Origin of the sequence: Nonomuraea sp. CA-218870 (genome assembly GCF_050936535.1) — a bacterium.
Taxonomy (GTDB): domain Bacteria; phylum Actinomycetota; class Actinomycetes; order Streptosporangiales; family Streptosporangiaceae; genus Nonomuraea; species Nonomuraea corallina.
The window spans coordinates 1005210-1025674 of sequence record NZ_JBNJMN010000001.1; the positions used below are offsets into that span (position 1 = coordinate 1005210).

At 71.6% G+C, this 20465-nt stretch carries 23 protein-coding genes; 15 read left to right on the forward strand and 8 right to left on the reverse strand.

Annotated features, from left to right (window positions below):
- Position 1: 1 nt before the first annotated feature.
- The gene (gene proC / locus ACQEUU_RS05040) at positions 2–796 is read left to right on the forward strand and encodes a pyrroline-5-carboxylate reductase (protein WP_433060928.1); all 795 of its coding nucleotides are present in this window, start codon (positions 2–4) and stop codon (positions 794–796) included.
- Between the two features lie 12 nt (positions 797–808).
- Here proC and ACQEUU_RS05045 read toward each other — a convergent pair whose 3' ends face one another.
- The 4 genes from ACQEUU_RS05045 to ACQEUU_RS05060 form a co-directional block, all read right to left on the reverse strand.
- Positions 809–1549, reverse strand: a complete 741-nt coding sequence (locus ACQEUU_RS05045) for an ABC transporter permease (protein WP_433060931.1) — start codon at positions 1547–1549, stop codon at positions 809–811.
- Complete coding sequence (locus ACQEUU_RS05050; protein WP_433060933.1) at positions 1546–2436, reverse strand: ABC transporter ATP-binding protein; 891 nt, start codon at positions 2434–2436, stop codon at positions 1546–1548. Before ACQEUU_RS05050 ends, ACQEUU_RS05045 begins: the two co-directional genes overlap by 4 nt.
- Before the next feature lie 81 nt (positions 2437–2517).
- Positions 2518–3183, reverse strand: coding sequence for a response regulator (locus ACQEUU_RS05055; protein ID WP_433060935.1), 666 nt, complete (start codon positions 3181–3183; stop codon positions 2518–2520).
- A complete protein-coding gene (locus ACQEUU_RS05060) occupies positions 3180–4319 on the reverse strand; it encodes a sensor histidine kinase (RefSeq protein ID WP_433060938.1) in 1140 nt (379 codons plus the stop codon). The genes ACQEUU_RS05055 and ACQEUU_RS05060 overlap by 4 nt, the downstream gene beginning before the upstream one ends.
- A 107-nt stretch (positions 4320–4426) precedes the next feature.
- Between ACQEUU_RS05060 and ACQEUU_RS05065 the strand changes: the two genes are divergently transcribed.
- From ACQEUU_RS05065 to ACQEUU_RS05100, 8 genes are all read left to right on the forward strand, one after another.
- Positions 4427–5590 (forward strand): acetoin utilization protein AcuC, encoded by a 1164-nt coding sequence (locus ACQEUU_RS05065; protein WP_433060940.1) that lies wholly within the window; start codon positions 4427–4429, stop codon positions 5588–5590.
- Positions 5591–5599: 9 nt separating this feature from the next.
- Positions 5600–6382 carry a phosphatase gene (locus tag ACQEUU_RS05070; protein WP_433060943.1) on the forward strand — a complete coding sequence of 261 codons (783 nt, stop codon included), beginning with the start codon at positions 5600–5602 and terminating at the stop codon, positions 6380–6382.
- A gap of 312 nt (positions 6383–6694) precedes the next feature.
- Entirely contained in the window at positions 6695–6898 is a 204-nt protein-coding gene (locus tag ACQEUU_RS05075) for a helix-turn-helix domain-containing protein (RefSeq protein WP_026214222.1), read from the forward strand.
- 174 nt (positions 6899–7072) lie between these two features.
- Positions 7073–7171, forward strand: a complete 99-nt coding sequence (locus ACQEUU_RS05080; protein WP_018654693.1) for a 30S ribosomal protein bS22 — start codon at positions 7073–7075, stop codon at positions 7169–7171.
- Positions 7172–7193: 22 nt separating this feature from the next.
- On the forward strand, positions 7194–8189 hold the full coding sequence (locus ACQEUU_RS05085) for an NAD-dependent epimerase/dehydratase family protein (protein WP_433060946.1): 996 nt from the start codon (positions 7194–7196) through the stop codon (positions 8187–8189).
- The gene (locus tag ACQEUU_RS05090) at positions 8186–9106 is read left to right on the forward strand and encodes a lysophospholipid acyltransferase family protein (protein WP_433060948.1); all 921 of its coding nucleotides are present in this window, start codon (positions 8186–8188) and stop codon (positions 9104–9106) included. Before ACQEUU_RS05085 ends, ACQEUU_RS05090 begins: the two co-directional genes overlap by 4 nt.
- A 92-nt stretch (positions 9107–9198) precedes the next feature.
- Positions 9199–9783 (forward strand): RNA polymerase sigma factor, encoded by a 585-nt coding sequence (locus tag ACQEUU_RS05095; RefSeq protein ID WP_433060950.1) that lies wholly within the window; start codon positions 9199–9201, stop codon positions 9781–9783.
- A 2-nt stretch (positions 9784–9785) separates the two neighbouring features.
- Positions 9786–10781 (forward strand): LCP family protein, encoded by a 996-nt coding sequence (locus ACQEUU_RS05100; protein WP_433060952.1) that lies wholly within the window; start codon positions 9786–9788, stop codon positions 10779–10781.
- Here the strand turns inward: ACQEUU_RS05100 and ACQEUU_RS05105 are convergent.
- The 3 genes from ACQEUU_RS05105 to ACQEUU_RS05115 all read right to left on the reverse strand — a co-directional run bounded on the left by ACQEUU_RS05105 (position 10778) and on the right by ACQEUU_RS05115 (position 13100).
- On the reverse strand, positions 10778–11650 hold the full coding sequence (locus ACQEUU_RS05105) for an HAD family hydrolase (protein WP_433060955.1): 873 nt from the start codon (positions 11648–11650) through the stop codon (positions 10778–10780). The genes ACQEUU_RS05100 and ACQEUU_RS05105 overlap by 4 nt on opposite strands.
- A 10-nt stretch (positions 11651–11660) precedes the next feature.
- Entirely contained in the window at positions 11661–12386 is a 726-nt protein-coding gene (locus ACQEUU_RS05110) for a DUF5667 domain-containing protein (RefSeq protein ID WP_433060958.1), read from the reverse strand.
- Positions 12387–12452: 66 nt separating this feature from the next.
- Entirely contained in the window at positions 12453–13100 is a 648-nt protein-coding gene (locus tag ACQEUU_RS05115) for a sigma-70 family RNA polymerase sigma factor (protein WP_433060961.1), read from the reverse strand.
- A gap of 178 nt (positions 13101–13278) precedes the next feature.
- On the opposite strand from ACQEUU_RS05115, the gene ACQEUU_RS05120 reads away from it, so the two are divergent.
- On the forward strand, positions 13279–14730 hold the full coding sequence (locus ACQEUU_RS05120) for an antibiotic biosynthesis monooxygenase (RefSeq protein WP_433060964.1): 1452 nt from the start codon (positions 13279–13281) through the stop codon (positions 14728–14730).
- Positions 14731–14733: 3 nt separating this feature from the next.
- Here ACQEUU_RS05120 and ACQEUU_RS05125 read toward each other — a convergent pair whose 3' ends face one another.
- Positions 14734–14970 (reverse strand): glutaredoxin family protein, encoded by a 237-nt coding sequence (locus tag ACQEUU_RS05125; protein ID WP_433060967.1) that lies wholly within the window; start codon positions 14968–14970, stop codon positions 14734–14736.
- A gap of 130 nt (positions 14971–15100) precedes the next feature.
- Here ACQEUU_RS05125 and ACQEUU_RS05130 point away from each other — a divergent pair, with 130 nt between their 5' ends.
- From ACQEUU_RS05130 to hemB, 5 genes are read left to right on the forward strand one after another with little or no spacing between them, the layout of a single operon-like run.
- Positions 15101–15778: a redox-sensing transcriptional repressor Rex gene (locus tag ACQEUU_RS05130; RefSeq protein WP_270153980.1), complete on the forward strand. Its 678-nt coding sequence runs from the start codon at positions 15101–15103 to the stop codon at positions 15776–15778.
- Positions 15775–17031 carry a glutamyl-tRNA reductase gene (locus ACQEUU_RS05135; RefSeq protein WP_433060970.1) on the forward strand — a complete coding sequence of 419 codons (1257 nt, stop codon included), beginning with the start codon at positions 15775–15777 and terminating at the stop codon, positions 17029–17031. Before ACQEUU_RS05130 ends, ACQEUU_RS05135 begins: the two co-directional genes overlap by 4 nt.
- Positions 17028–17942 carry a hydroxymethylbilane synthase gene (gene hemC / locus ACQEUU_RS05140; protein WP_433060973.1) on the forward strand — a complete coding sequence of 305 codons (915 nt, stop codon included), beginning with the start codon at positions 17028–17030 and terminating at the stop codon, positions 17940–17942. Before ACQEUU_RS05135 ends, hemC begins: the two co-directional genes overlap by 4 nt.
- On the forward strand, positions 17939–19483 hold the full coding sequence (locus ACQEUU_RS05145; protein ID WP_433060975.1) for a uroporphyrinogen-III synthase: 1545 nt from the start codon (positions 17939–17941) through the stop codon (positions 19481–19483). Before hemC ends, ACQEUU_RS05145 begins: the two co-directional genes overlap by 4 nt.
- A complete protein-coding gene (gene hemB, locus ACQEUU_RS05150) occupies positions 19480–20463 on the forward strand; it encodes a porphobilinogen synthase (protein WP_433060977.1) in 984 nt (327 codons plus the stop codon). Before ACQEUU_RS05145 ends, hemB begins: the two co-directional genes overlap by 4 nt.
- The last annotated feature ends 2 nt before the right edge of the window (positions 20464–20465 follow it).

The window sequence follows — 20465 nt, forward strand, 5'->3', positions numbered from 1 at the left end:
CATGATCGCGATTCTCGGCACCGGCAAGATGGGCGAGGCCCTGCTGTCGGGGTTGCTCCGGGCCGGGTTCAAGCCGGGCGACGTGCTGGCCACCGTGCGCCGGCCGGACCGGGCGCGGGCGCTGACCGAGAGCTACGGGGTGCGGGCCGTCTCCAACGCCGAGGCGGCCAAGTCGGCCGACACGCTCATCCTGGCCGTCAAGCCGCAGGACATGGGCGCGCTGCTCGCCGAGATCGCCCCCCACCTGCCCCCCGGCCGCCTGGTGATCACCGCCGCGGCGGGCATCACCACGGCCTTCGTCGAGCAGCGGCTGGGGGCCGAGACCGCGGTGGTCAGGGTCATGTCCAACACTCCCATCCGGTTCGACGAGGCGATGAGCGTGATCTCCGCGGGCGCGTACGCGGGGGAGGAGCACCTGCGGCGCACCGAGGACCTGCTGCGGCCGGTCGGCAAGGTGCTGCGCATCCCCGAGTCGCAGCAGGACGCCGCCACAGCCCTGTCGGGCAGCGGCCCGGCCTACTTCTTCTATCTGGTGGAGGCCATGGTCGACGCCGGGATCCTGCTCGGCATGCCGCGCGCGGCGGCGCTCGACATGGTCACCCAGTCGATCGTGGGCGCGGCCGTCATGCTCCGCGACTCGGGCGAGCACCCGGTGATCCTGCGCGAGGCGGTGACCTCGCCGGGCGGCACCACGATCGCGGCCATCGCCGAGCTGGAGCGCCACAGCGTGCGGGCGGCCTTCCTGGCGGCCATCGAGGCGGCCCGCGACCGGGGCCGCGAGCTCGCCTCCGGCTGACGCCCGCGCGTTCTAGGCGTCGCGGCGGCGCATCAGCACGGCTCCGGCCAGCATGGCGGCGGTCACCCAGGCGAGGTAGACCGCGAACCCGCTCCACGGGCCCAGCGAGCCGTTGTCCTGGTTGGACACGATCAGCAGGCCGGCGTTCGTGGTGAAGTAGTCGGCCACGGTGGTTCCCCACGCGCCCGGCAGCTGGGTCATCATGGGAGGGAGCACCATGATCAGCCCGATGGCCGACACGATCGCGCCCGCCGTGTGCCTGATCAGCGTGCCCAGTCCCAGCCCGAACAGCCCGCACGCGGTCAGGTAGAGGGCGGAGCCGAGCGCGGACCGCGCCACGTCGGCCGCCTCGACGGACGGCGGCTGCATGATCGCCACGCCGACGGCGATCGCGCCGGCCGACGCGACCAGGCAGACGGCCAGCGAGACAGCGGTGAACACGATGATCTTGGCGCTGAGCAGGGTCAGGCGCCGGGGCACGGCCATGAGAGAGACGCGGATGGCCTCGGTGCGGTATTCGCTGGAGATCATCAGGACGCCGAGAGCGGCCATGGCCAGCGCGGCGATCATGCCGCCGGACAGGCTGGTGGTCACCGCCTGATCGCCCGGGATCGGCCCTTCGGCCACGCTCTTGTTGGAGGCGCTGATGAGGGCGGAGAAGCCCAGCATCAGCACGGCGGTGGTGGCGAGGGTCCACACCGTGGACCGCACCGACCGCATTTTGATCCACTCGGACCGGATGACGTCGATCATGAGGTGTACTCCAGGCTGTCCTTGGTGAGCTCCATGTAGGCGGCTTCGAGCGAGGGCTTGACGTACGTCAGCTCCTCCAGCGGCAGCCCCGCCCTGGCGGTGATCGTGCCGATCTCCAGCGGCGACACCCCGGTCACCCGCAGGTGGTCGGCGTGGAGTTCGCCCACCTTGACCAGCTCGGCCACCTCGGCCAGCCGGGGCGAGCGGACCCGCACGTAGCTCTGCGAGCTGCGTCCGATGAACTCCCGCACGCTCGTGTCGGCGATCATCCGCCCCTTGCCGATGACGATGAGATGGTCGGCGGTCTGCGCCATCTCGCTCATCAGGTGACTGGAGACGAACACGGTGCGGCCCTCAGCGGCCAGCCCGCGCATGAACGTGCGGATCCACAGGATGCCGTCGGGGTCGAGCCCGTTGACCGGCTCGTCGAAGATCAGGATCTCCGGGTCGCCGAGCAGCGCGGCGGCGATGCCGAGGCGCTGCGCCATGCCCAGCGAGAAGCCGCCGATGCGGCGCCGGGCAACGCCGGCCAGGCCGACGATCTCCAGCACCTCCTCGACCCGGCCGGCCGGGATGCCGTTGCTCTGCGCGATGGCCAGCAGGTGGTTGCGGGCGCTGCGCCCGCCGTGCACGGCCTTGGCGTCGAGCAGCGCGCCCACCTTGCGCAGGGGGTGGCGCAGCTCCTGGTAGGGCTTGCCGTCGACCAGCACGGACCCGCCCGACGGGTGGTCGAGGCCGAGGATCATGCGCATGGTCGTCGACTTGCCCGCGCCGTTGGGTCCCAGGAACCCGGTCACCTGGCCGGGCTCCACGTCGAACGACAGGCCGGCCACGGCCGTGGTCCTGCCGTAGTGCTTGGTCAGGTCGGTTGCCCGAATAGCGGTCATGGGTTCCAGCATGATCGCCGTGAAGATCGTTATCGTCCCCCCGAGGTACGGTCCGCGACCGGCCTCCGTAGGACCCTGGTCCTACTCTCCGGGACTGATCAGCGCGGCCTCGTACGCGAAGATCACCGCCTGCGCCCGGTCCCGCGCGCCGATCTTGGCGAACAGGCTCGTCACGTGGTTCTTGATCGTGGACGGGGAGACGCCCAGCTCGCCGGCGATCTCCGCGTTGGACAGGCCGCGCGCGATCAGCCTCAGGATCTCCCGCTCGCGGTCGGTGAGCGCGTCCAGCCTGACGGACCGGCGGGCCGAGGCGCGCGGCGGCTCGGGGGCGCGCACGAACGTGCCGATCAGCCGGGTGAGCAGCCGGGGCGCCAGGGCCGCCTCACCGGCGTGGACCACCCGCACGCCCTCCACCAGTTCCTCGGGTGAGACGTCCTTGGGCAGGAAGCCGCAGGCGCCCGCGCGCAGCGCCGCGACCACGTTCTCGTCGAGGTCGAACGTGCTCAGCGCGAGCACCCGCACGTCCGGCAGGCCCTCGGTGATCAGCTCGGTGGCGCGGACCCCGTCCAGCTCGGGCATGTGCAGGTCCATCACCACCACGTCGGGCCGCAGCTCCGCGCTGAGCCGCACCGCCTCCGCGCCGTCGCCCGCCTCGCCCACCACGGTGAGGTCGGGCTGCGCGTCCAGCATCAGCCGGAAGCCCTTTCGGACCAGGGCGTGGTCGTCCACCAGCAGTACCGAGATCACGTCTTCTCCAGGGGGATGCGGGCGTGCACGCGGAAACCGCCCTCCTCGCGGGGGCCGGTCGACAGCAACCCTCCGCACAATGCCACGCGCTCGGCCATGCCGCCGAGCCCGAAGCCGGCCGGACCGGGTGACGGCCGGGCCGTGCCGTCGTCGAGCACCTCGACCTCGATCGCGGCCCGCTCGTACGACAGGCGCACGGTCGCGCGGGCGCCCGCCGCGTGCTTGCGCGTGTTGGTGAGCGCCTCCTGCACGATCCGGTACACGGCGTGGTCGACCGCGGTGGGCAGCGGCACCGGCTCGCCCAGCACCGTCAGGCGGGCGGGCAGCCCCGCGGTCCCCGCCTCCTCGACCAGCGCCGGCAGCCGGGCGGCGCCCACCCCCGTCGCCGCGTCGGCGCCCCCGCCGTCGTCGGCCCGCAGCACGTCGAGGAGCTGGCGCATCTCCGCCAGCGCCTGGCGGGCCGTATGCTCGGCGCCCTGGAGCGCCTCCCGGGCGACGTCCTGTCCCGGCGGGAGCGTGGCCCTGGCGCCGCCCACCAGCGCGTTGATCACGCTCAGGTGGTGGGCCACCACGTCGTGCAGCTCGCGGGCGATCCGCCGCCGCTCGGCGCGCACCGCGGCGTCGGCGGCCTCCCGCTGCGCCCGCTCCCGCAGTTCGGCGCGGATCCTGACGAACTGCCCCAGCCCCACCGGGACCGCGACGAGCATCAGACCGGACACCCAGAGTCCCAGCGGGTCGGGCTGGGGGTTCAGCGCGGCTGTGAGGTTGATCCCGGCCGCGTACAGGAGGGCGCCGGCGCCGCCGGCCACGGCGGCCCTGCGCCCGTCGGAGTAACGTCCCAGGCTGTAGAGGCCGATCATCATGACCGGGCTGCCGAAGGGGACCCTCAGGTACGAGGCGGCGATCTCCAGCCCGAGCAGCAGGGCGACGGTGAGGATCGGCCGCTCGCGCCGCATCAGCAGCGCCAGGACGGTGCTCAGGTAGATCGCGGTGAAGGACAGGTCGCCACCGCTGAGCCAGGTGGCGATGCCGCCGACGACTCCCGGCACGGCGAGCGCGATCACGAGGGCGACGTCGAAGACCCGCGGGCGCCGGAGGAACAGCCAGACGTCCCGGATCCGCCGCCGAATCCCCATGATCTGAGATTAGGGGAAATTTCTCCGGTATTGCGGGGAAGGCGGCTGGACCGCCGCCGTTGACGCTGCGGTAACGTCACCTCAAGGCGAGGGAAACGGGAGCATGCATGAGCCAGCCGGCGCGGGTCATCTGGGACGACGCCCTCACCTCCTACGACTTCGGCCCCGACCATCCGCTCGCGCCCGTCCGGGTCGAGCTCACCATGGCGCTGGCGCGGGATCTCGGCGTGCTCGACAAGGTCGAGGTGACGCCCTGCGCGCCCGCCACCGACGACGAGCTGGCGATGGTGCACGACCCCGGCTACGTCGAGGCCGTCAAGCGCGTCTCCGCCACCGGGCGGCCCGATCTGTCGGCCGGGCTCGGCACCACCGACAACCCCGCGTTCGCGGGCGTGCACGAGGCGTCCGCGCTGATCGCCGGCGCCTCGCTCGCCGCCGCCCGCGCGGTCTGGGAGGGCGCCGCCGAGCACGCGGTCAACGTGGCCGGCGGCCTCCACCACGCCATGGCCGCCACCGCCAGCGGGTTCTGCGTCTACAACGACCCCGCCCTGGCCATCGCCTGGCTGCTGCGGCAGGGCGCGTCGCGCGTCGCGTACGTGGACGTGGACGTCCACCACGGCGACGGCGTGCAGGCGCTGTTCTACGACGACCCGCGGGTCCTGACGATCAGCCTGCACGAGAGCCCCCGCACGCTCTTCCCCGGCACCGGGTTCCCCGGCGAGACCGGCGCCGACGGCACCGCGGTCAACGTGGCGCTCCCGGCCGGCTGCGGCGACGGGGGCTGGCTGCGCGCCTTCCACGCGGTGGTGCCGCCGCTGCTGCGCGAGTTCAGGCCCGACGTCCTGGTCACCCAGCACGGCTGCGACAGCCACGCCCTCGACCCGCTCGCCCACCTGATGCTCAGCGTCGACGGCCAGCGCACCGCCTACTCCCACCTCCACCGGCTGGCCCACGAGACGGCGGGCGGCCGCTGGATCGCGACCGGCGGCGGGGGCTACGAGCTGGTCCAGGTGGTGCCCAGGATCTGGACCCACCTGATCGCCGAGGTCTCCGGTCACCCGGTCGATCCGGCCACGCCGACCAGCGAGGCCTGGCGCCGTCTCGTACGCGAGCGCACGGGCGAGCTGCCGCCGCTCACCATGACCGACGGGCGCAGCGCGGAATTCCAGGATCTCTCCGGAGGTTATGACCCAGCGGACCCCATCGACCGTGCGATCATGGCGACCAGAAACGCGGTGTTCCCTCTGCACGGCCTCGATCCGATGCCCTAAGGAAGACCAGTGCTGAGCCGCGATCGACTCCGTGAGCATCTCGTCCAGACCCGCATCGCCGGGAACGTCGCGACCTCCCGCGAGAACAACCTGGACCACTACAGCTCGCTCGCCAACCGCGACCCCTATTACATGCTCGGGCTGACCTTCGAGCAGCCGTGGCGCTTCCGGGACGTGCTCGCGCTCATGTCCAAGGCGGCCGGGGTGGTCGCCGACCCGGGCCACCGCTGGGGGCAGGACACCATCGACCCCGATCTCACCATCGACGCGCTCGACGCCATGGCCGACCGGATCGCCGCCGCGCTGTCGGGGCCGAACCCCCGGCTGCTGTTCGCCACCGGCCACCCCACCGGCCTGCTGGCCGTCCACCTGCCGCTCGCCCTGATGGCGCTGGAGCACGGCGCGACGCTGCTGGCCCCGGCGGAGGGCTGGACCTACGCGGGGTCCGGCTTCGGCCGCCCGCGCCGTCTGCGCTACCTGGGCGAGGTGGCCATGCTCGACGACAAGGGCGCGTTCGTGCACACCCACGACGCGGCGCCGATGGAGCACATGCTGGCCGAGCTGGGAGACGAGCGGCCTGATCTGGTTATCGCCGACCACGGGTGGGCAGGGGCAGCGGGAGAGGCGGGAGTGCCCACTGTGGCCTTCGCCGACAGCAACGACCCCGGGCTCTTCGTGGGAGAGGCCGAGGGCAAGATCGAAGTGGTGGTGCCGCTCGATGACAACGTGCTACCGCGCTACTACCAGCCGCTCACACAGCGTCTCGTCACACGAGTCACAACAGCCCTATGAGTCGAAATCGGTCATCCTCATACCGTCGTTTCGCGCCTGCATTCCGAGAGACTCGCAGCCCCTTCGCCAACTTGTGATGAGGCCTGGGCGACTCTTATGTATGACAGTTTGGACAGTTCCAGCGACTGGCTGAGCAGCCGGAAACCGTGGCTGGCCAGCGTTTTCGCGGATTCTCCTGACAGACGGATCCTTCGACTGGGAAACTAGGGGGTTTGCGCACTCCGAGTCCCGACTTACGCTGACGGCAGTACACGTGCGTGAGCAATGGCACCAGTGGGGATAACCCGGAAACACGTGCGGAAGAGGCGTCCGATGGGTGCAGGCGAAAGACCTCTCAGCGAGGTGAAGTTCCTGACGGTGGCTGAAGTGGCCACGGTCATGCGAGTGTCGAAGATGACTGTCTACCGACTGGTGCACTCGGGAGAGCTGCCGGCCATCCGTGTCGGCCGCTCGTTCCGAGTGCCGGAGCAGGCGGTGCACGACTATCTTCGCGAGGCCTACATCGAGGCCGGGTGAGTCACGGGTAGCGGCGCGCCACGGCGCGCCGTGAGTGCAGGCGCGGGAGAGGCCCGGCCGCGGCGCGGCCGGGCACTCACCCCCGAGGGGCGATCTACCATGGATCGCCGGTAGTCTGTGAGCCTGCGTGCGCTCGCACGCGATTCTGACGTGCTACCAAGACCTGGGGGTCCCGTGGGCTCTGTGATCAAGAAGCGCCGCAAGCGGATGGCCAAGAAGAAGCACCGCAAGCTGCTCAAGAAGACGCGCATCCAGCGGCGTAACAAGAAGTAGACGACGCAGCTGCGAGGCGCAGATGACCCACACCGTGCTCGTCACCGGGGTCTCGCGCCACATCGGCGCCCGGCTGGCGAGCGTCCTGGCCGCTGATCCCGAGATCGGCCGTGTCATCGGAGTGGACACCGTGCCGCCCCCCTCGTTCACCCGAGACGGCGGCATCCCCCTCGGCCGGACCGAGTTCGTCCGGGTGGATCTGCGCAGCCCCGACATCGCCCAGGTGATCGCGGCCGCCGACATCGACACCGTCGTGCACATGAGCCTGGTGAGCGCTCCGTCCAGGAGCACCGGCCGGGCCGCCATGAAAGAGCACAACGTCATCGGCACCATGCAACTGCTCGGCGCCTGCCAGCGGTCGGCGACCGTGCGGCGCGTGGTGGTCCGTTCGACGACGGCCGTCTACGGCTCCTCGCCGTACGATCCCGCGGTGTTCACCGAGGATCTGGAGCCGCACCACAGCCCGGACCACGGATACGCCAAGGACGCCGTGGAGGTCGAGGGCTATGTGCGGGGTTTCGCGCGCCGGCGTCCGGACGTCTGCGTGTCGCTGCTGCGCTTCGCCAACTTCATGGGTCCTGGCGTCGACTCGCCGCTGACCCGCTACTTCACCCAGCCGCTGCTGCCGACGGTGCTCGGCTTCGACCCGCGGCTGCAGTTCGTCCACGAGGACGACGCGGTCGAGGTGCTGAGCCGGATGGCGACGGAGGACCACCCCGGCACGTATAACGTGGCCGGGTCCGGCGTGCTGCTGCTGTCGCAGTGCGTGCGCAGGGCGGGGCGGCCGGCTCTGCCGCTGCCGTCGCCCGCGTTCCGGCTGCTGGGCAACGCCGTGCGCGGCGCCGGGCTGGTCGAGTACTCGCCCGAGCAGCTGCGCCTGATGAGCCACGGCCGCGCGGTGGACACCAGCGCGCTGGAGTCCGAGCTGGGCTGGCGGCCCAAGTTCACCACCGCCGCGGCGTTCGACGACTTCCTGCGCTCGCGCGGGCTGTACGCGCTCGGAGGTGCGCGCCGGTGAGCGTTCCCCACGACGACGGGCAGGCCCCGGTCGTCCCGATCAGCGCGGCTCCTTCCTACTCCGCCGACGGCGGCGGCGACGTCCCCGATCCGGTCGCGGAGCTGCTGGCGTTCCTGCGGCGGCGGGTGACCGGCGACTACGAGGTCGACGAGTTCGGCTACGACGCCGAGCTGACCGACAAGGTGCTGCTGGAGCTGCTGCGGCCGATCTACCACCACTGGTTCAGGGTCGAGGCGCTGGACCTGAAGAACGTCCCCGAGGAGGGCGGCGCGCTGGTCGTGGCCAACCACGCCGGCACGCTCCCGGTCGACGCGCTGATGATGCAGGTGGCCCTGCACGACGAGGCGGGCAGGGCGCTGCGGCTGCTCGGCGCCGACCTGGTCTACAAGCTGCCGCTGTTCAGCCACCTGTCACGCAAGACCGGCCACACCCTGGCCTGCCGCGAGGACGCCGACCGGCTGCTGCGCAGGGGCGAGCTGGTCGGGGTGTTCCCCGAGGGCTTCAAAGGCGTCGGCAAGCCGTTCTCCGAGCGCTACAAGCTGCAGCGGTTCGGCCGCGGCGGCTTCGTCGCCTCCGCCATCAGGGCAGGGGTGCCGATCGTGCCGACGGCGATCGTGGGCTCGGAGGAGATCTACCCGAAGATCGGCGAGGTGCCGTTCGTGGCGCGGCTGCTCGGGCTGCCCTACGTGCCGATCACGCCGTTCTTCCCGCTGCTGGGCCCGCTCGGGCTGGTGCCGCTGCCGTCGAAGTGGCTGATCGAGTTCGGCGAGCCGATCCGTACGGACGAGTTCGATCCCGGCGCGGCCGACGACCCGATGCTGGTGTTCAATCTCACCGACCGGGTCCGCGAGGTCATCCAGCAGATGCTCGACCAGCTCCGACTGCGTCGCGGCCACGCCTTCCCGCCGTTCCTCTAGCGGGCGCCGTAGTAGGCGCCGCCGTCCGGCGTGAACCCGGACGGCGGGTTGTGGCGAGACATCTCCGACCGATCCCCCACAGAAGGGCGGAGATGATTACTCAACCCGCCACCCGGGATGCGGACGCCCAGCTCATCAGCGCCTCGCTGACCGAACCAGAGGCCTTCGCCGAGCTGTTCGACCGCTATTCGGGCATGCTCTACCGGTACGTCTCACGCCGTCTGGGCCCCGGCCCCGCCGCCGAGGATCTCGTCGGCGAGACGTTCCTGGTGGCCTTCTCCCGGCGCCGGAGCTACGACCTGGCCTATCCCGACGCCAGGCCGTGGCTGTTCGGCATCCTCACCAAGCTCGTCTCCCGGCACCACCGCACCGAGGCCGCCCGCTACCGGGCTCTGCTGCGCGCCCCCGTCGACCCCGACGTGGAGTCGCCGGCCGACCGAGTGGCGGCCGGGGTGACCGCGCAGGCCACCCGGCCCCACCTGGCCGGCGCGCTGGCCGCGCTGCCCGCCAAGGACCGCGACGTGCTGCTGCTCGTCGCGTGGGGTGATCTCACGTACGAGGAAGCCGCGCGGGCGCTCGGCATCCCGATCGGGACCGTGCGCTCCCGCCTCAACCGGGGCAGGCGGAAGGTTCGCGCGGCCCTCGGCGACGCCAACCCGATGCTGGGAGAGGAGTGACGATGGACGACCTCAAGCTGCTCAGGGACTTCGGCAGGCAGCTGGAGCACGAGCCGGCGGCGACGCTGGAGCGCCAGCGGGCGCGGCTGGTCCAGGCCGGGTCGCGCCGGCGCTGGTTCGGCTGGATGGCGGCCGGGCTGGTGGCCGCCGCCACCGTGGCCACGGTCGCCGCCGTGGCGGTGCCGGCGCTGTTGCTCGGGGACTCCCAGCGGAAGGTGGGGCACCCGGTGGGAGCCCGGCCCGCCAAGATGACAGACGCGGTGAACGTGCTGCTGGTGGGCGTCGACAAGGGGGCGAACCGCGGCGTGCCCGACGAACCCGTCCGCACCGACTCCATCATCCTGCTGCACCTGCCCGCCGACCGGAAGCGGCCCACGGCGGTCAGCATCCCGCGCGACTCACTGGTCGAGCTCCCGGCCTGCGGATCGGCGCCCGCCCGCACCGACCTGATCAGCTCCGTGTACGGCAAAGGAGGGCTGACCTGCACCGTGAAGGCCGTGGAGAGCCTGACGGACGTGCGGATCGACCACATGGTGGAGGTGGACTTCGTCGGGTTCGGACGGCTCGTCGACGCGCTCGGCGGCGTCGAGGTGAACCTGGAGCGGGCCGTCGACGATCCGAGGTCCGAGCTGAAGCTCCCGGCGGGCAGAAGCCTGCTGAACGGCGAGCAGGCCGTCGGCTACATGCGGCTGCGCAACTACGGCGACGGCTCCGACATCTCCCGGATCAGACGCCAGCAGGTCGTCGTCGCGGCCATGGTGAGGAAGGCCGAGCGGATCCTCGCCGATCCGGCCCGGCTCCGGGAGTTCATGTCCGTGGTGGCGGAGTCCGTCACGACCGACACCGCGCTCGACCTGGACCGGATGACCACGATCGCCACGACGTCGCAGGGCGGCGTGAAGCTGGTCACGGTGCCGTGGACCAGGCACCCGGCCGACCCGAACCGGCTCGCCTGGAAGCAGCCCGAGGCCGGGCGGTTGTTCGCCTCGCTGCGCTAACGGTCGCGGTAGAGCCTGCGCAGCGCGATGCCGGCGGCGACCCCGCCGGCCACCGCGCCCAGCCCGGCGGCGATCGGCAGCGCCGTCATCGTCGCCTTGCGTCCGGTGCGGAAGTCCTTGATCGGCCAGTCGTGCTTCCTGGCGTGCTCGCGCAGCTCGCTGTCGGGGTTGATGGCCACCGGGCTGCCGACCAGCGACAGCATCGGCAGGTCGTTGGCCGAGTCGCTGTAGGCGGTGCAGCGGGTCAGGTCGAGGCCCTCGCGGCGGGCCAGCGCCCGCACCGCCTCGGCCTTGGCCGGACCGTGGAGCAGGTCGCCGACCAGCCGGCCGGTGTAGACGCCCTCGCTGGTCTCGGCGACGGTGCCGAGCGCGCCGGTCAGGCCCAGCCGCTGGGCGATCACCCGGGCCAGCTCGACCGGCGTCGCGGTCACCAGCCACACGCGCTGGCCCCGGTCGAGGTGGCTCTGCGCGAGCGATCGGGTGCCGGCCCAGATGCGGTCGGCCATGACCTCGTCATAGATCTCCTCGCCGAGCCGCACCACGTCGTCGACCTTCGCGCCCGCGACGAACGCCAGCGCGGTCTCGCGGGCGACCGCGATGTGCTCGGGGTTCTCGCTGCCGCGCATCCGGAACGCCGCCTGGCCGATCGCGAACTTGAACAGGTCGCTCGTGGTGAACATGCCGCGGGTGGCCAGTCCCCTGGCGAAGTGGTAGATCGAGGCCCCGCGCATCATCGTGTTGTCGACGTCGAAGAAGGCAGCCGCCTCCAGGTCGGGCTCGCTCGGCGGCACGACCACCGCTGCCGCGGCCGCGGCCTCACCGGCGATCTCGGCCTGGACTCCGTGCCGTCGTCGTATTCCCCGCCACATGCGCTTCAGCTTACCTAGACGGCGGGACGAGCCCTTCGATGTAGTGGAGGTACCCGACGGCCTGGTCGTGCTCGTCCCCGTCGAGTTTCTCGATCATCGGCTCGACCCTGTTCCGCTGCGTCTCGGCGAACTCGCCGATCTTGGGGGAGCGCGGTTCCGCCCGTTCCAGCCGGGTGACGCCGGCCCGGGTCGACTGCTCCATCTCCCTGAGCGTCCTGCCCACCAGGGCGCCCTCGCCGGTCTCGCCGAGCAGCTGGGCCACCTCCCTGGCGCGCGTCTCGGCCGACACCAGCTCGCGTTCGGCCCGTACCACGTCGTCGGTGCTCAGCCGGACCAGCGTGCTCTCGGTGGCGCGCTTGAGCGGGTACAGCGGGTCGCCCGGCACCGCCCGGTAGGTGGCGATCGTGGACAGCAGCATGACGGCGGCCACCCCGCTGGAGGCGAGCTGCGACGCCAGCCGCCGCCTGCGGCGCGGCCGGCGGTGCGCGGGCCGGGCGTGCCGGGGCGACGAGCCGGCGGCGGGCTGCGCCGTACGGTCGGCGGCGCGGTCGGCGGTGCGGTGGGCGGTGCGGTGGGCGGTGTGGTCGGCGGCGCGGTCACCGGTGCGGTCGGCGGTGGCCAGTTCGGCGCGCAGGCGCTCGCGGAAGGTCGGGTCGGGGCCGCCTCCGAGCGGGAGCCCGCTCAGCTCGGTGAGGTGGCCGAGCACCCGTTCGCGCGATCTGCGCGCCCTTTTCATGACCGCTCCCTCGACGCCTGGAGGCGCTGCCGTGACACCTGCCTAACGACGGTCCGTGGCAGCGGGTTACGCAAGGTCGTGTTTGAGTGCTCTGGCCAGTGCGCGCACGGCCCGGAACTGGAGGGCTTTGATCGCTCCACTCTTCTTCCCCATGATCAGCGCGGTCTCCGCGAGGGACAGGCCGTGCAGGAAGCGCAGCACCACGCACTCCTGCTGTTCCGGGTTGAGGTCACGGACCGCGCGCAGCACCCGGTCGTTGATGATGGCGCTGACCACGGCGTTCTCCGGGATGTGGGGGCCGTCGAGGGGGACGTCGATCACCTCGCCGGTGGACACTTCCAGCCGGTAGCGGCTCGATTTGTAATGATCTGTCACCAAATTTCGGGCGATCGTCACGAGCCAAGCGCCGAAATCGCGGCCCTGCCAGGTGAAGTCGGTGATCCGCCGCAGCGCCCGCAGGAAGGTCTCACTGGTCAGATCCTCGGCGAGCGGGTGCGAGCCGACCCGGAAGTAGATGTAGCGGTAGACCAGGTCCACGTATCGGTCGTAGAGCGTGCCAAAGGCGTCCGAGTCCCCGGTCTTGGCGTGCAGCACCAGGGTACGCAGATCGTCGTCGGCGGCGTCACGGTCTTCGCGCACGTCAGGCTCGGTCGTCCGGGTCGGCGCGGCGACTGCTGTCGCGAGCAACCCGGAGAACGGCCACGAGTCAGGCATCCGGTATCCCTACGGGTAAGGGGTGCGGCGTGCTCGAACACTCTAGAAATCAACCGTAATTTGCACAATCCACTTGCCCTTGGCATGACATCCAGTAAGCGGCAGATACGGTGTGGACCAACCCGTTCCCTCTTCGGCTACCGGCTCGGAGGCTTTGTCCGGCAGCATTGGAGACACCATGGAGATCCTCGTTGCCGTCATCGCTTTCGCAGGTGCGCTCCTGGCCGCCGTCGCGGCCGGAGCCCTGGTCAGGCGGTTGCGTGAGGAGCCAGAGGGCTGGCTGATCGCCTGGGCCGCCGCGGCCTGCCTGCTGTGCGTGTCGCTCGGCGTGATCGGCGTCGGCCATCTGGTCGGCTTCGGGGCGGTCACCTTCAAGGTCTTCCAGCTGACGGGGTCGCTGCTGGCGCCGCTCTGGCTGGCCATCGGCCTGATCCAGCTCCTGGCGGAGAAGGCGCCGCCGAAGTTCGCGGCGTGGCTGTTCGGCATCGGCTTCACGGTCACCGCGTCGGTGATCCTCCTCATGGACCCGCTCAGGTCCGAGGAGATGGGCAAGAGCCTGCCCGACGCGCGCGTGCACTGGGCGATCATCCCGGACTACCTGCTGCTGGCCGCCCACGTGGTCGCCGCCCTCATCATGGCGGGCGCCGTGGTGGTGGCCGCGCTCCGATGGCGCGATGGCGACGAGTACGACACCGACAACCTGCACGCCTGCCTGGTGATCGTGCCGTCCGGGCTGGCCCTGATGGGGGCGATGCGGTTCGCGGTGCCCGGCGTGTTCACGACCGTGCTGCTGATCGTCGTCGCCGCCGCGATCTGGTACACCGTGCTGCGCCCTCTGGCCCCGTACGAGGACGACGACGAGTACGACGACTTCGACGCCGAACCGAGCCAGGAGCGGCGGCCGATGGGGCGCCGGGCGGAGCCCGAGCCCGTCACCGCGAGCCCGCAGGGCCCGGCCACGGGCCCGGCGCCGCCGCGCCGGTCGGGGCTGGGCGACCTGGTGGCCGAATACCGCGCCACGGGGGAGACCGACTACGCGGCCCGGATGTCGCCGGGCGACCGCGGCCCGGCCACCGGGGAGACCGGTCACGCCTCGCGCAGGCCGGCGCCCGACCCCGGCCCGTCCACCGGATACGTGATGAACGGCCGCCACCTCGACCACGTGACGCCGGCGGCCGCCTCCGACGGGCCCGCCACCGGCGCGATCTACCCGGCCGCCGACGTGTTCACCCCGCGCGTGCCGGCGACCGGCCCGCAGCCTGTCGTCCCGCCGGTCCCGCAGGGCCCGTCGGCGAAGCTGTCGCCGAACATCTACGGCATGCTCACGGTCTTCACGCTCATGGACGGCGCCGGGGCAGCCTTCGACCGGCTGGCCGAGCAGACCGTCGAGGCGGTGCGCAGGGGCGAGCCGGACACCCTCGTGTACGCCTGCCACGCGGTCAAGTCGGCGCCGCTGCAGCGCATCGTCTACGAGATCTACCGCGACGAGGTGGCCTACCGCGACCACCAGCGGCAGCCGCACGTCGAGCGGTTCATCAGCGAGCGCCAGGCCATGGTGCTCGCCACCAACGTCATCGAGCTCGACATCAACGCGGCCAAGGTCGTGCCGCTGCCGACGGTGAGGTTCTAGCCGCTAGTCGGCCAGCGCGGCGCGCAGCCGGTCCTCGGAGACGCGCCAGAAGTCGTGCTGGACCCCGTCGATCAGCGTCACCGGGATCATCTCCCAGTAGCGTTCGCGCAGCTCGTCGGAGGTCTCGATGTTCACCTCCGACCAGGGGACGCCCAGCTCGCCGGCCACCCGGGCGATGATCTCCCGGGCGTCCTCGCAGAGGTGGCAACCGGGCTTGCCGATGAGGGTGATGCGATGCATGTCACCCACCGTAGCGCCACTTGCCAGGGTGCCTACTTTGTGCATCGGTTCACAAAGGGATTAACCTGAAAGGCGGTTCGATTTCAAGCCACGCGGCCCACGGTCGCCCGTTCCCCTGGAGCTCCCGCACGTGAAGAGCCCGTCCCACCCCCGCGATCGTGGCATCCCCGAGGCTACGGTCGCCAGGCTGCCGCTCTACCTGCGGGCGCTGCACGGGATGGCTGAGCGCGGGATCGCGACGGTCAGCTCCGAGGACCTGGCCACGGCGGCCGGGGTCAACTCGGCCAAGCTCCGCAAGGACCTCTCGCACCTGGGCTCCTACGGCACCCGCGGCGTCGGCTACGACGTGGAGTATCTCGTCTACCAGATCTCCCGCGAGCTCGGCCTGACCCAGGACTGGGCCGTGGCCATCGTCGGCGTCGGCAATCTGGGGCGCGCCCTGGCCAACTACGGTGGGTTCGTCTCCAGGGGCTTCCACGTCGCCGCCATGTTCGACGCCGACCCCGACGTCGTGGGCGACACCATCGCGGGGTTGAATGTTGAACATATTGACGCACTGGAAGCCGTGATCAAGCGGCGTGGAGTTTCGATCGTGGTTCTGGCGACACCTGCGGCAGCCGCACAGGAAGTGTGCGATCGTGTCGTTGCCGCTGGGGTGACCAGCATCCTCAACTTCGCGCCGGTCGTCCTCTCCGTTCCCGGCTCCGTCGACGTGCGGAAGGTCGACCTTTCCATCGAACTGCAGATTCTCGCGTTCCACGAACAACGCAAGGCGGGGGGGCCACTCATGGCAGTGGACACGCAATGAGTGTTCTGGCGATCGGGCTCAGCCACCGGACCGCGCCGGTGGCCATGCTGGAACGCGTGTCGGTCACCGGCGAGGCACTGACCAAGCTCCTGCACGACGTGCGGCAGGAGGCGTGCGTGGCCGAGACCTTCGTGGTCTCCACCTGCAACCGGGTCGAGGTCTACACCGCCGTCGACCGCTTCCACGCCGCCGTCACCGTCGTCACCGAGCTGCTCAGCCGCCACTCCGGCGTGCCCGTCGACGAGCTGACGCCGCATCTGTACGTGCACTACGAGGAGCGGGCGGTCGAGCACCTGTTCTCGGTCGTGTGCGGCCTCGACTCCATGGTCGTCGGCGAGGCCCAGATCCTCGGCCAGGTCCGCCAGGCGCTCAAGCTCGCGCAGAAGCACGGCACCATCGGCGCCACGCTGAACGAGCTGGCCCAGTACGCCCTGCGCGTCGGCAAACGGGCCCAGACCGAGACCGGCATCGACAAGGCGGGCGCGTCCCTGGTGAGCGCGGGGCTCGCGCTGGCCGGCGACGTGACCGGCCGGCGCGCCCTGGTGGTCGGGGCGGGCTCGATGAGCTCCCTGGCCGCCGCCACCCTGGCGCGCGCCGGGGTGAGCGACATCGTCATCGCCAACCGTACGTTCGAGCGCGGCGCCCGCCTGGCCGCCTCCGTCGGCGGGCGGGCGGTGGAGTTCGCCGCGGTCGGCCGCGAGCTGGCCGACGCCGACCTGGTCATCACCTGCACCGGCGCCGGGCGCCACGTGATCACCGCCGACATGATGACGCGCGGAGCGTTCCTGCTCGATCTGGCGCTGCCGCACGACATCGACCCGGCCGTGCGCGCCGTCCCCGGCGTCACCCTCGTCGACCTGGAGACGATCCGCGAGTCCGGCATCGGCTCCCACGAGGACGACGCGGTGCGCGCGTCCCGCTGGCTCCTCGCCGAGGAGCTGACCGCCTACCTCGAGGCCGCCCGCGCCTCGCGGGTCACCCCGACCGTGGTGGCGCTGCGCAGCAAGGCGGCGAGCGTGGTCGAGTCCGAGCTGGGCAGGCTGATGATGAGGATGCCCGACCTGGACGACAAGACCAGGGACGAGGTGACGCTGACCGTGCAGCGCGTCGTCGACAAGCTGCTCCACGAGCCCACTGTGCGTGTCAAGCGGCTCGCCACCTCGCCGGGAGGCGATCATTATGCCGAAGCGCTGCGCGAGCTGTTCGACCTGGATCCGAAGATGCCCGAAGCCGTAAGGGAGGTAGAGCTGTGATCTCGCGGTCCCTGAAGCTGGGCACCCGTCGTAGCCTGATGGCCACCACGCAGTCGCGGATGGTGGCCGACGCCTACACCGAGCTCACCGGACGCGCCATCGAGCTGGTCGGCGTCACGACGTTCGGCGACGTGAGCAAGGCCCACCTCGCCCAGCTCGGCGGCACCGGCGTGTTCGTCAGCGCGCTGCGCGACAAGCTGCTCGAAGGCGAGATCGACTTCGCGGTCCACTCGCTGAAGGACCTGCCGACCAAGGCGGACCCGCGCATCGAGCTGGTCGCGCTGCCCGCCCGCCACGACCACCGCGACGCGCTCGTCGGCCCGGTCCCGTTCGCCGACCTGCCCGCGGGCGCCCGCGTCGGCACCGGCTCGCCGCGCCGCGTCGCCATGCTCCGCGCGCTCCGGCCCGACCTGGAGTACGTGCCGATCCGCGGCAACGCCGAGACCCGCATCGGCAAGATCGCCGCCGGTGAGCTGGACGCGGTCGTGCTGGCCGCCGCCGGGCTCAACCGGATCGGGCGCACCGCCGAGATCGCCGACCTCTTCGGGATCGACCAGCTGCTGCCGGCCCCGGGCCAGGGCGCGCTGGCCGTCGAATGCCTCTCGGACCGGGCCGACCTGGTCGAGTTCCTGTCCGTGCTGGACGATCCGCGGACCCGTTCCGCGGTGTCCGCCGAGCGCACCATCCTGGCCGCCCTCGAAGCCGGCTGTTCTGCCCCTGTGGGTGCTTTCGGGCTCGATGACGGGCAGACTCTTCACCTGACCGCCGCGGTCGTCGCCATCGACGGCCGTCAGGCGGTGCGCAAGTCCACCGCCGGCTCTCCTTCGGAGGCGGAAGATCTGGGTCGCCGGCTCGCGGCCGAGATGCTTCACGAAGGGGCCGACAGATTGATGGGGGAGCAATCCCATTGAGCTCCGATAGTCCTACCTCCGGTTTCGTCGCGTTCGTGGGCGCCGGGCCCGGTGATCCCAATCTCCTCACCCTGCGCGGCGCCGAACTGCTCGCCAAGGCCGACGTCGTCGTGCCGGGCGAGGAGGCGCACCGCGCGCTGCTGCGCCACAGCCGGCCCGAGGTGGAGGTGGCCGAGGGCGACTACCTCCACCACGCCGCCGCCGGCCGGCTCGTCGTCCGCCTGTGCGAGGGCGACCCGATGCTGTTCTCCACGGTGGCCGAGGAGGTCGCGGCCTGCGCCGCGGCGGAGGTGGACTTCGAGATCGTGCCCGGCGTGCCGTCCGCGACCGCCGTGCTCGCCTACGCCGGCATCCCGTCGGCGGTGTCGGTGCCCGAGTTCCGCGTCGTCGACGCCGCCAGGGAGCAGGACTGGTCGTCCCACGCCGCCTGCCCCGGCACGCTCGTCATCTACCACGGCCTGGCCGACGTCGTGGCCATCGGCAAGGCGCTGGTCGCCGGGGGCAAGCCCGACACCACGCCGGTGGCCGTCACCTCCTCCGGCACCACCACCGAGCAGCACACCGTGGTGTCCACGCTCGGCAGGCTGCAGGCCGACCTCAAGCACGCCGGGCTCGCCGAGCCCGCCCTGGTCGTCGTGGGCGAGGCCGTCGGCCGGCGCGACACGCTGTCGTGGTTCGAGACCAAGCCGCTGTTCGGCTGGCGGGTGCTGGTCCCGCGTACCAAGGAGCAGTCCCGGTCGCTGTCGGAGCAGCTCGTCTCGTACGGGGCGGTGCCGGAGGAGGTGCCGACCATCTCGGTCGAGCCGCCGCGCACCCCGCAGCAGATGGACCGCGCCATCAAGGGCCTGGTCACCGGCCGTTACGAGTGGGTGGCCTTCACCAGCGCCAACGCCGTCAAGGCGGTGCGCGAGAAGTTCGAGGAGTACGGCCTCGACGCGCGGGCCTTCGCCGGGCTCAAGGTCGCCGCGGTCGGCGACGCCACCGCGCGGGCGCTGGTCGAGTTCGGCGTCAGGCCCGACCTGTTGCCGTCCGGCGAGCAGTCGTCGGAGGGCCTGGTGGCCGAGTGGCCGCCGTACGACTCGATGCTCGACCCGATCAACCGGGTGCTGCTGCCCAGGGCCGACATCTCCACCGACACGCTCGTCGCCGGGCTGACCGAGCTCGGCTGGGAGTGCGACGACGTCACGGCCTACCGCACCGTGCGGGCCGCGCCGCCACCCGCGCCGATCCGCGAGGCGATCAAGGGCGGCGGGTTCGACGCCGTGCTGTTCACCTCGTCCTCGACCGTGCGCAACCTCGTCGGCATCGCCGGCAAGCCGCACAACGTCACGGTCATCGCGGTGATCGGGCCGCAGACCGCGAAGACCGCCGAGGAGTTCGGGCTGCGCGTGGACGTCATGGCCGACCGGCCCTCCGCCTCGGCGCTGGCGGCGGCGCTGGCCGAGTACGGCGCCAAACAGCGGTCGGCGGCGCTCGCCGCGGGCGACACGCCGCGCCGGCCGTCCCAGACCCGCCGAGGCGCCAGGAGGAGAGTCAAGTGAGCGCCCAGTTCCCCGTGGCCCGTCCGCGCAGGTTGCGCCGCACCCCCGCGCTGCGCGCGATGGTGGCCGGCACCAGGCTGCACCCCGCCGACCTGATCCTGCCCCTGTTCGTCAAGGAGGGCATCACCGAGCCGCACCCGGTCGGCTCCATGCCCGGGGTCAGCCAGCACAGCCGCGACTCGCTGCGCAAGGCCGCGCACGAGGCCGCCGAGGCCGGGGTGGGCGGGCTCATCCTGTTCGGCGTGCCCGCCGTCAAGGACGCCCGCGGCTCGGCCGGCGACGACCCCGACGGCATCCTGCAGGTGGCGCTGCGCGACGTGACCGCCGAGGTCGGCGACGCCATCGTGGTGATGGCCGACACCTGCCTCGACGAGTTCACCGACCACGGCCACTGCGGCATCCTCACCGAGAGCGGCGAGGTCGACAACGACGCCACCCTGGAGCGCTACGCCGCCGTCGCGGTCGCGCAGGCCAGGGCCGGCGCCCAGATGGTGGCGCCGAGCGGCATGATGGACGGCCAGGTCGCGGTCATCAGGAAGGCGCTCGACGCCGAAGGGTTCGCCGGGGTGCCGATCCTGGCCTACTCCGCCAAGTACGCCTCCGCCTTCTACGGGCCGTTCAGGGACGCCGCCGAGTGCGCGCCGCAGTTCGGCGACCGGGCCGGACACCAGCAGGACCCGGCCGGGCCGCTGGAGGAGGCGCTCCGCGAGGTCAGGCTCGACCTGGCGGAAGGCGCCGACGCCGTCATGGTCAAGCCCGCGCTCGCCTATCTCGACGTCATCCGCCGCTTCCGCGACGAGGTGGACGTGCCCGTCGCCGCCTACCAGGTGAGCGGCGAGTACGCGATGATCGAGGCCGCCGCCGCCAACGGCTGGGTCGACCGCGACCGCATGATCATGGAGTCGCTGGTGTCCATCAAGCGCGCCGGGGCCGACCTCATCCTCACCTACTGGGCGACCGAGGTGGCGCGCCGTCTCTAACC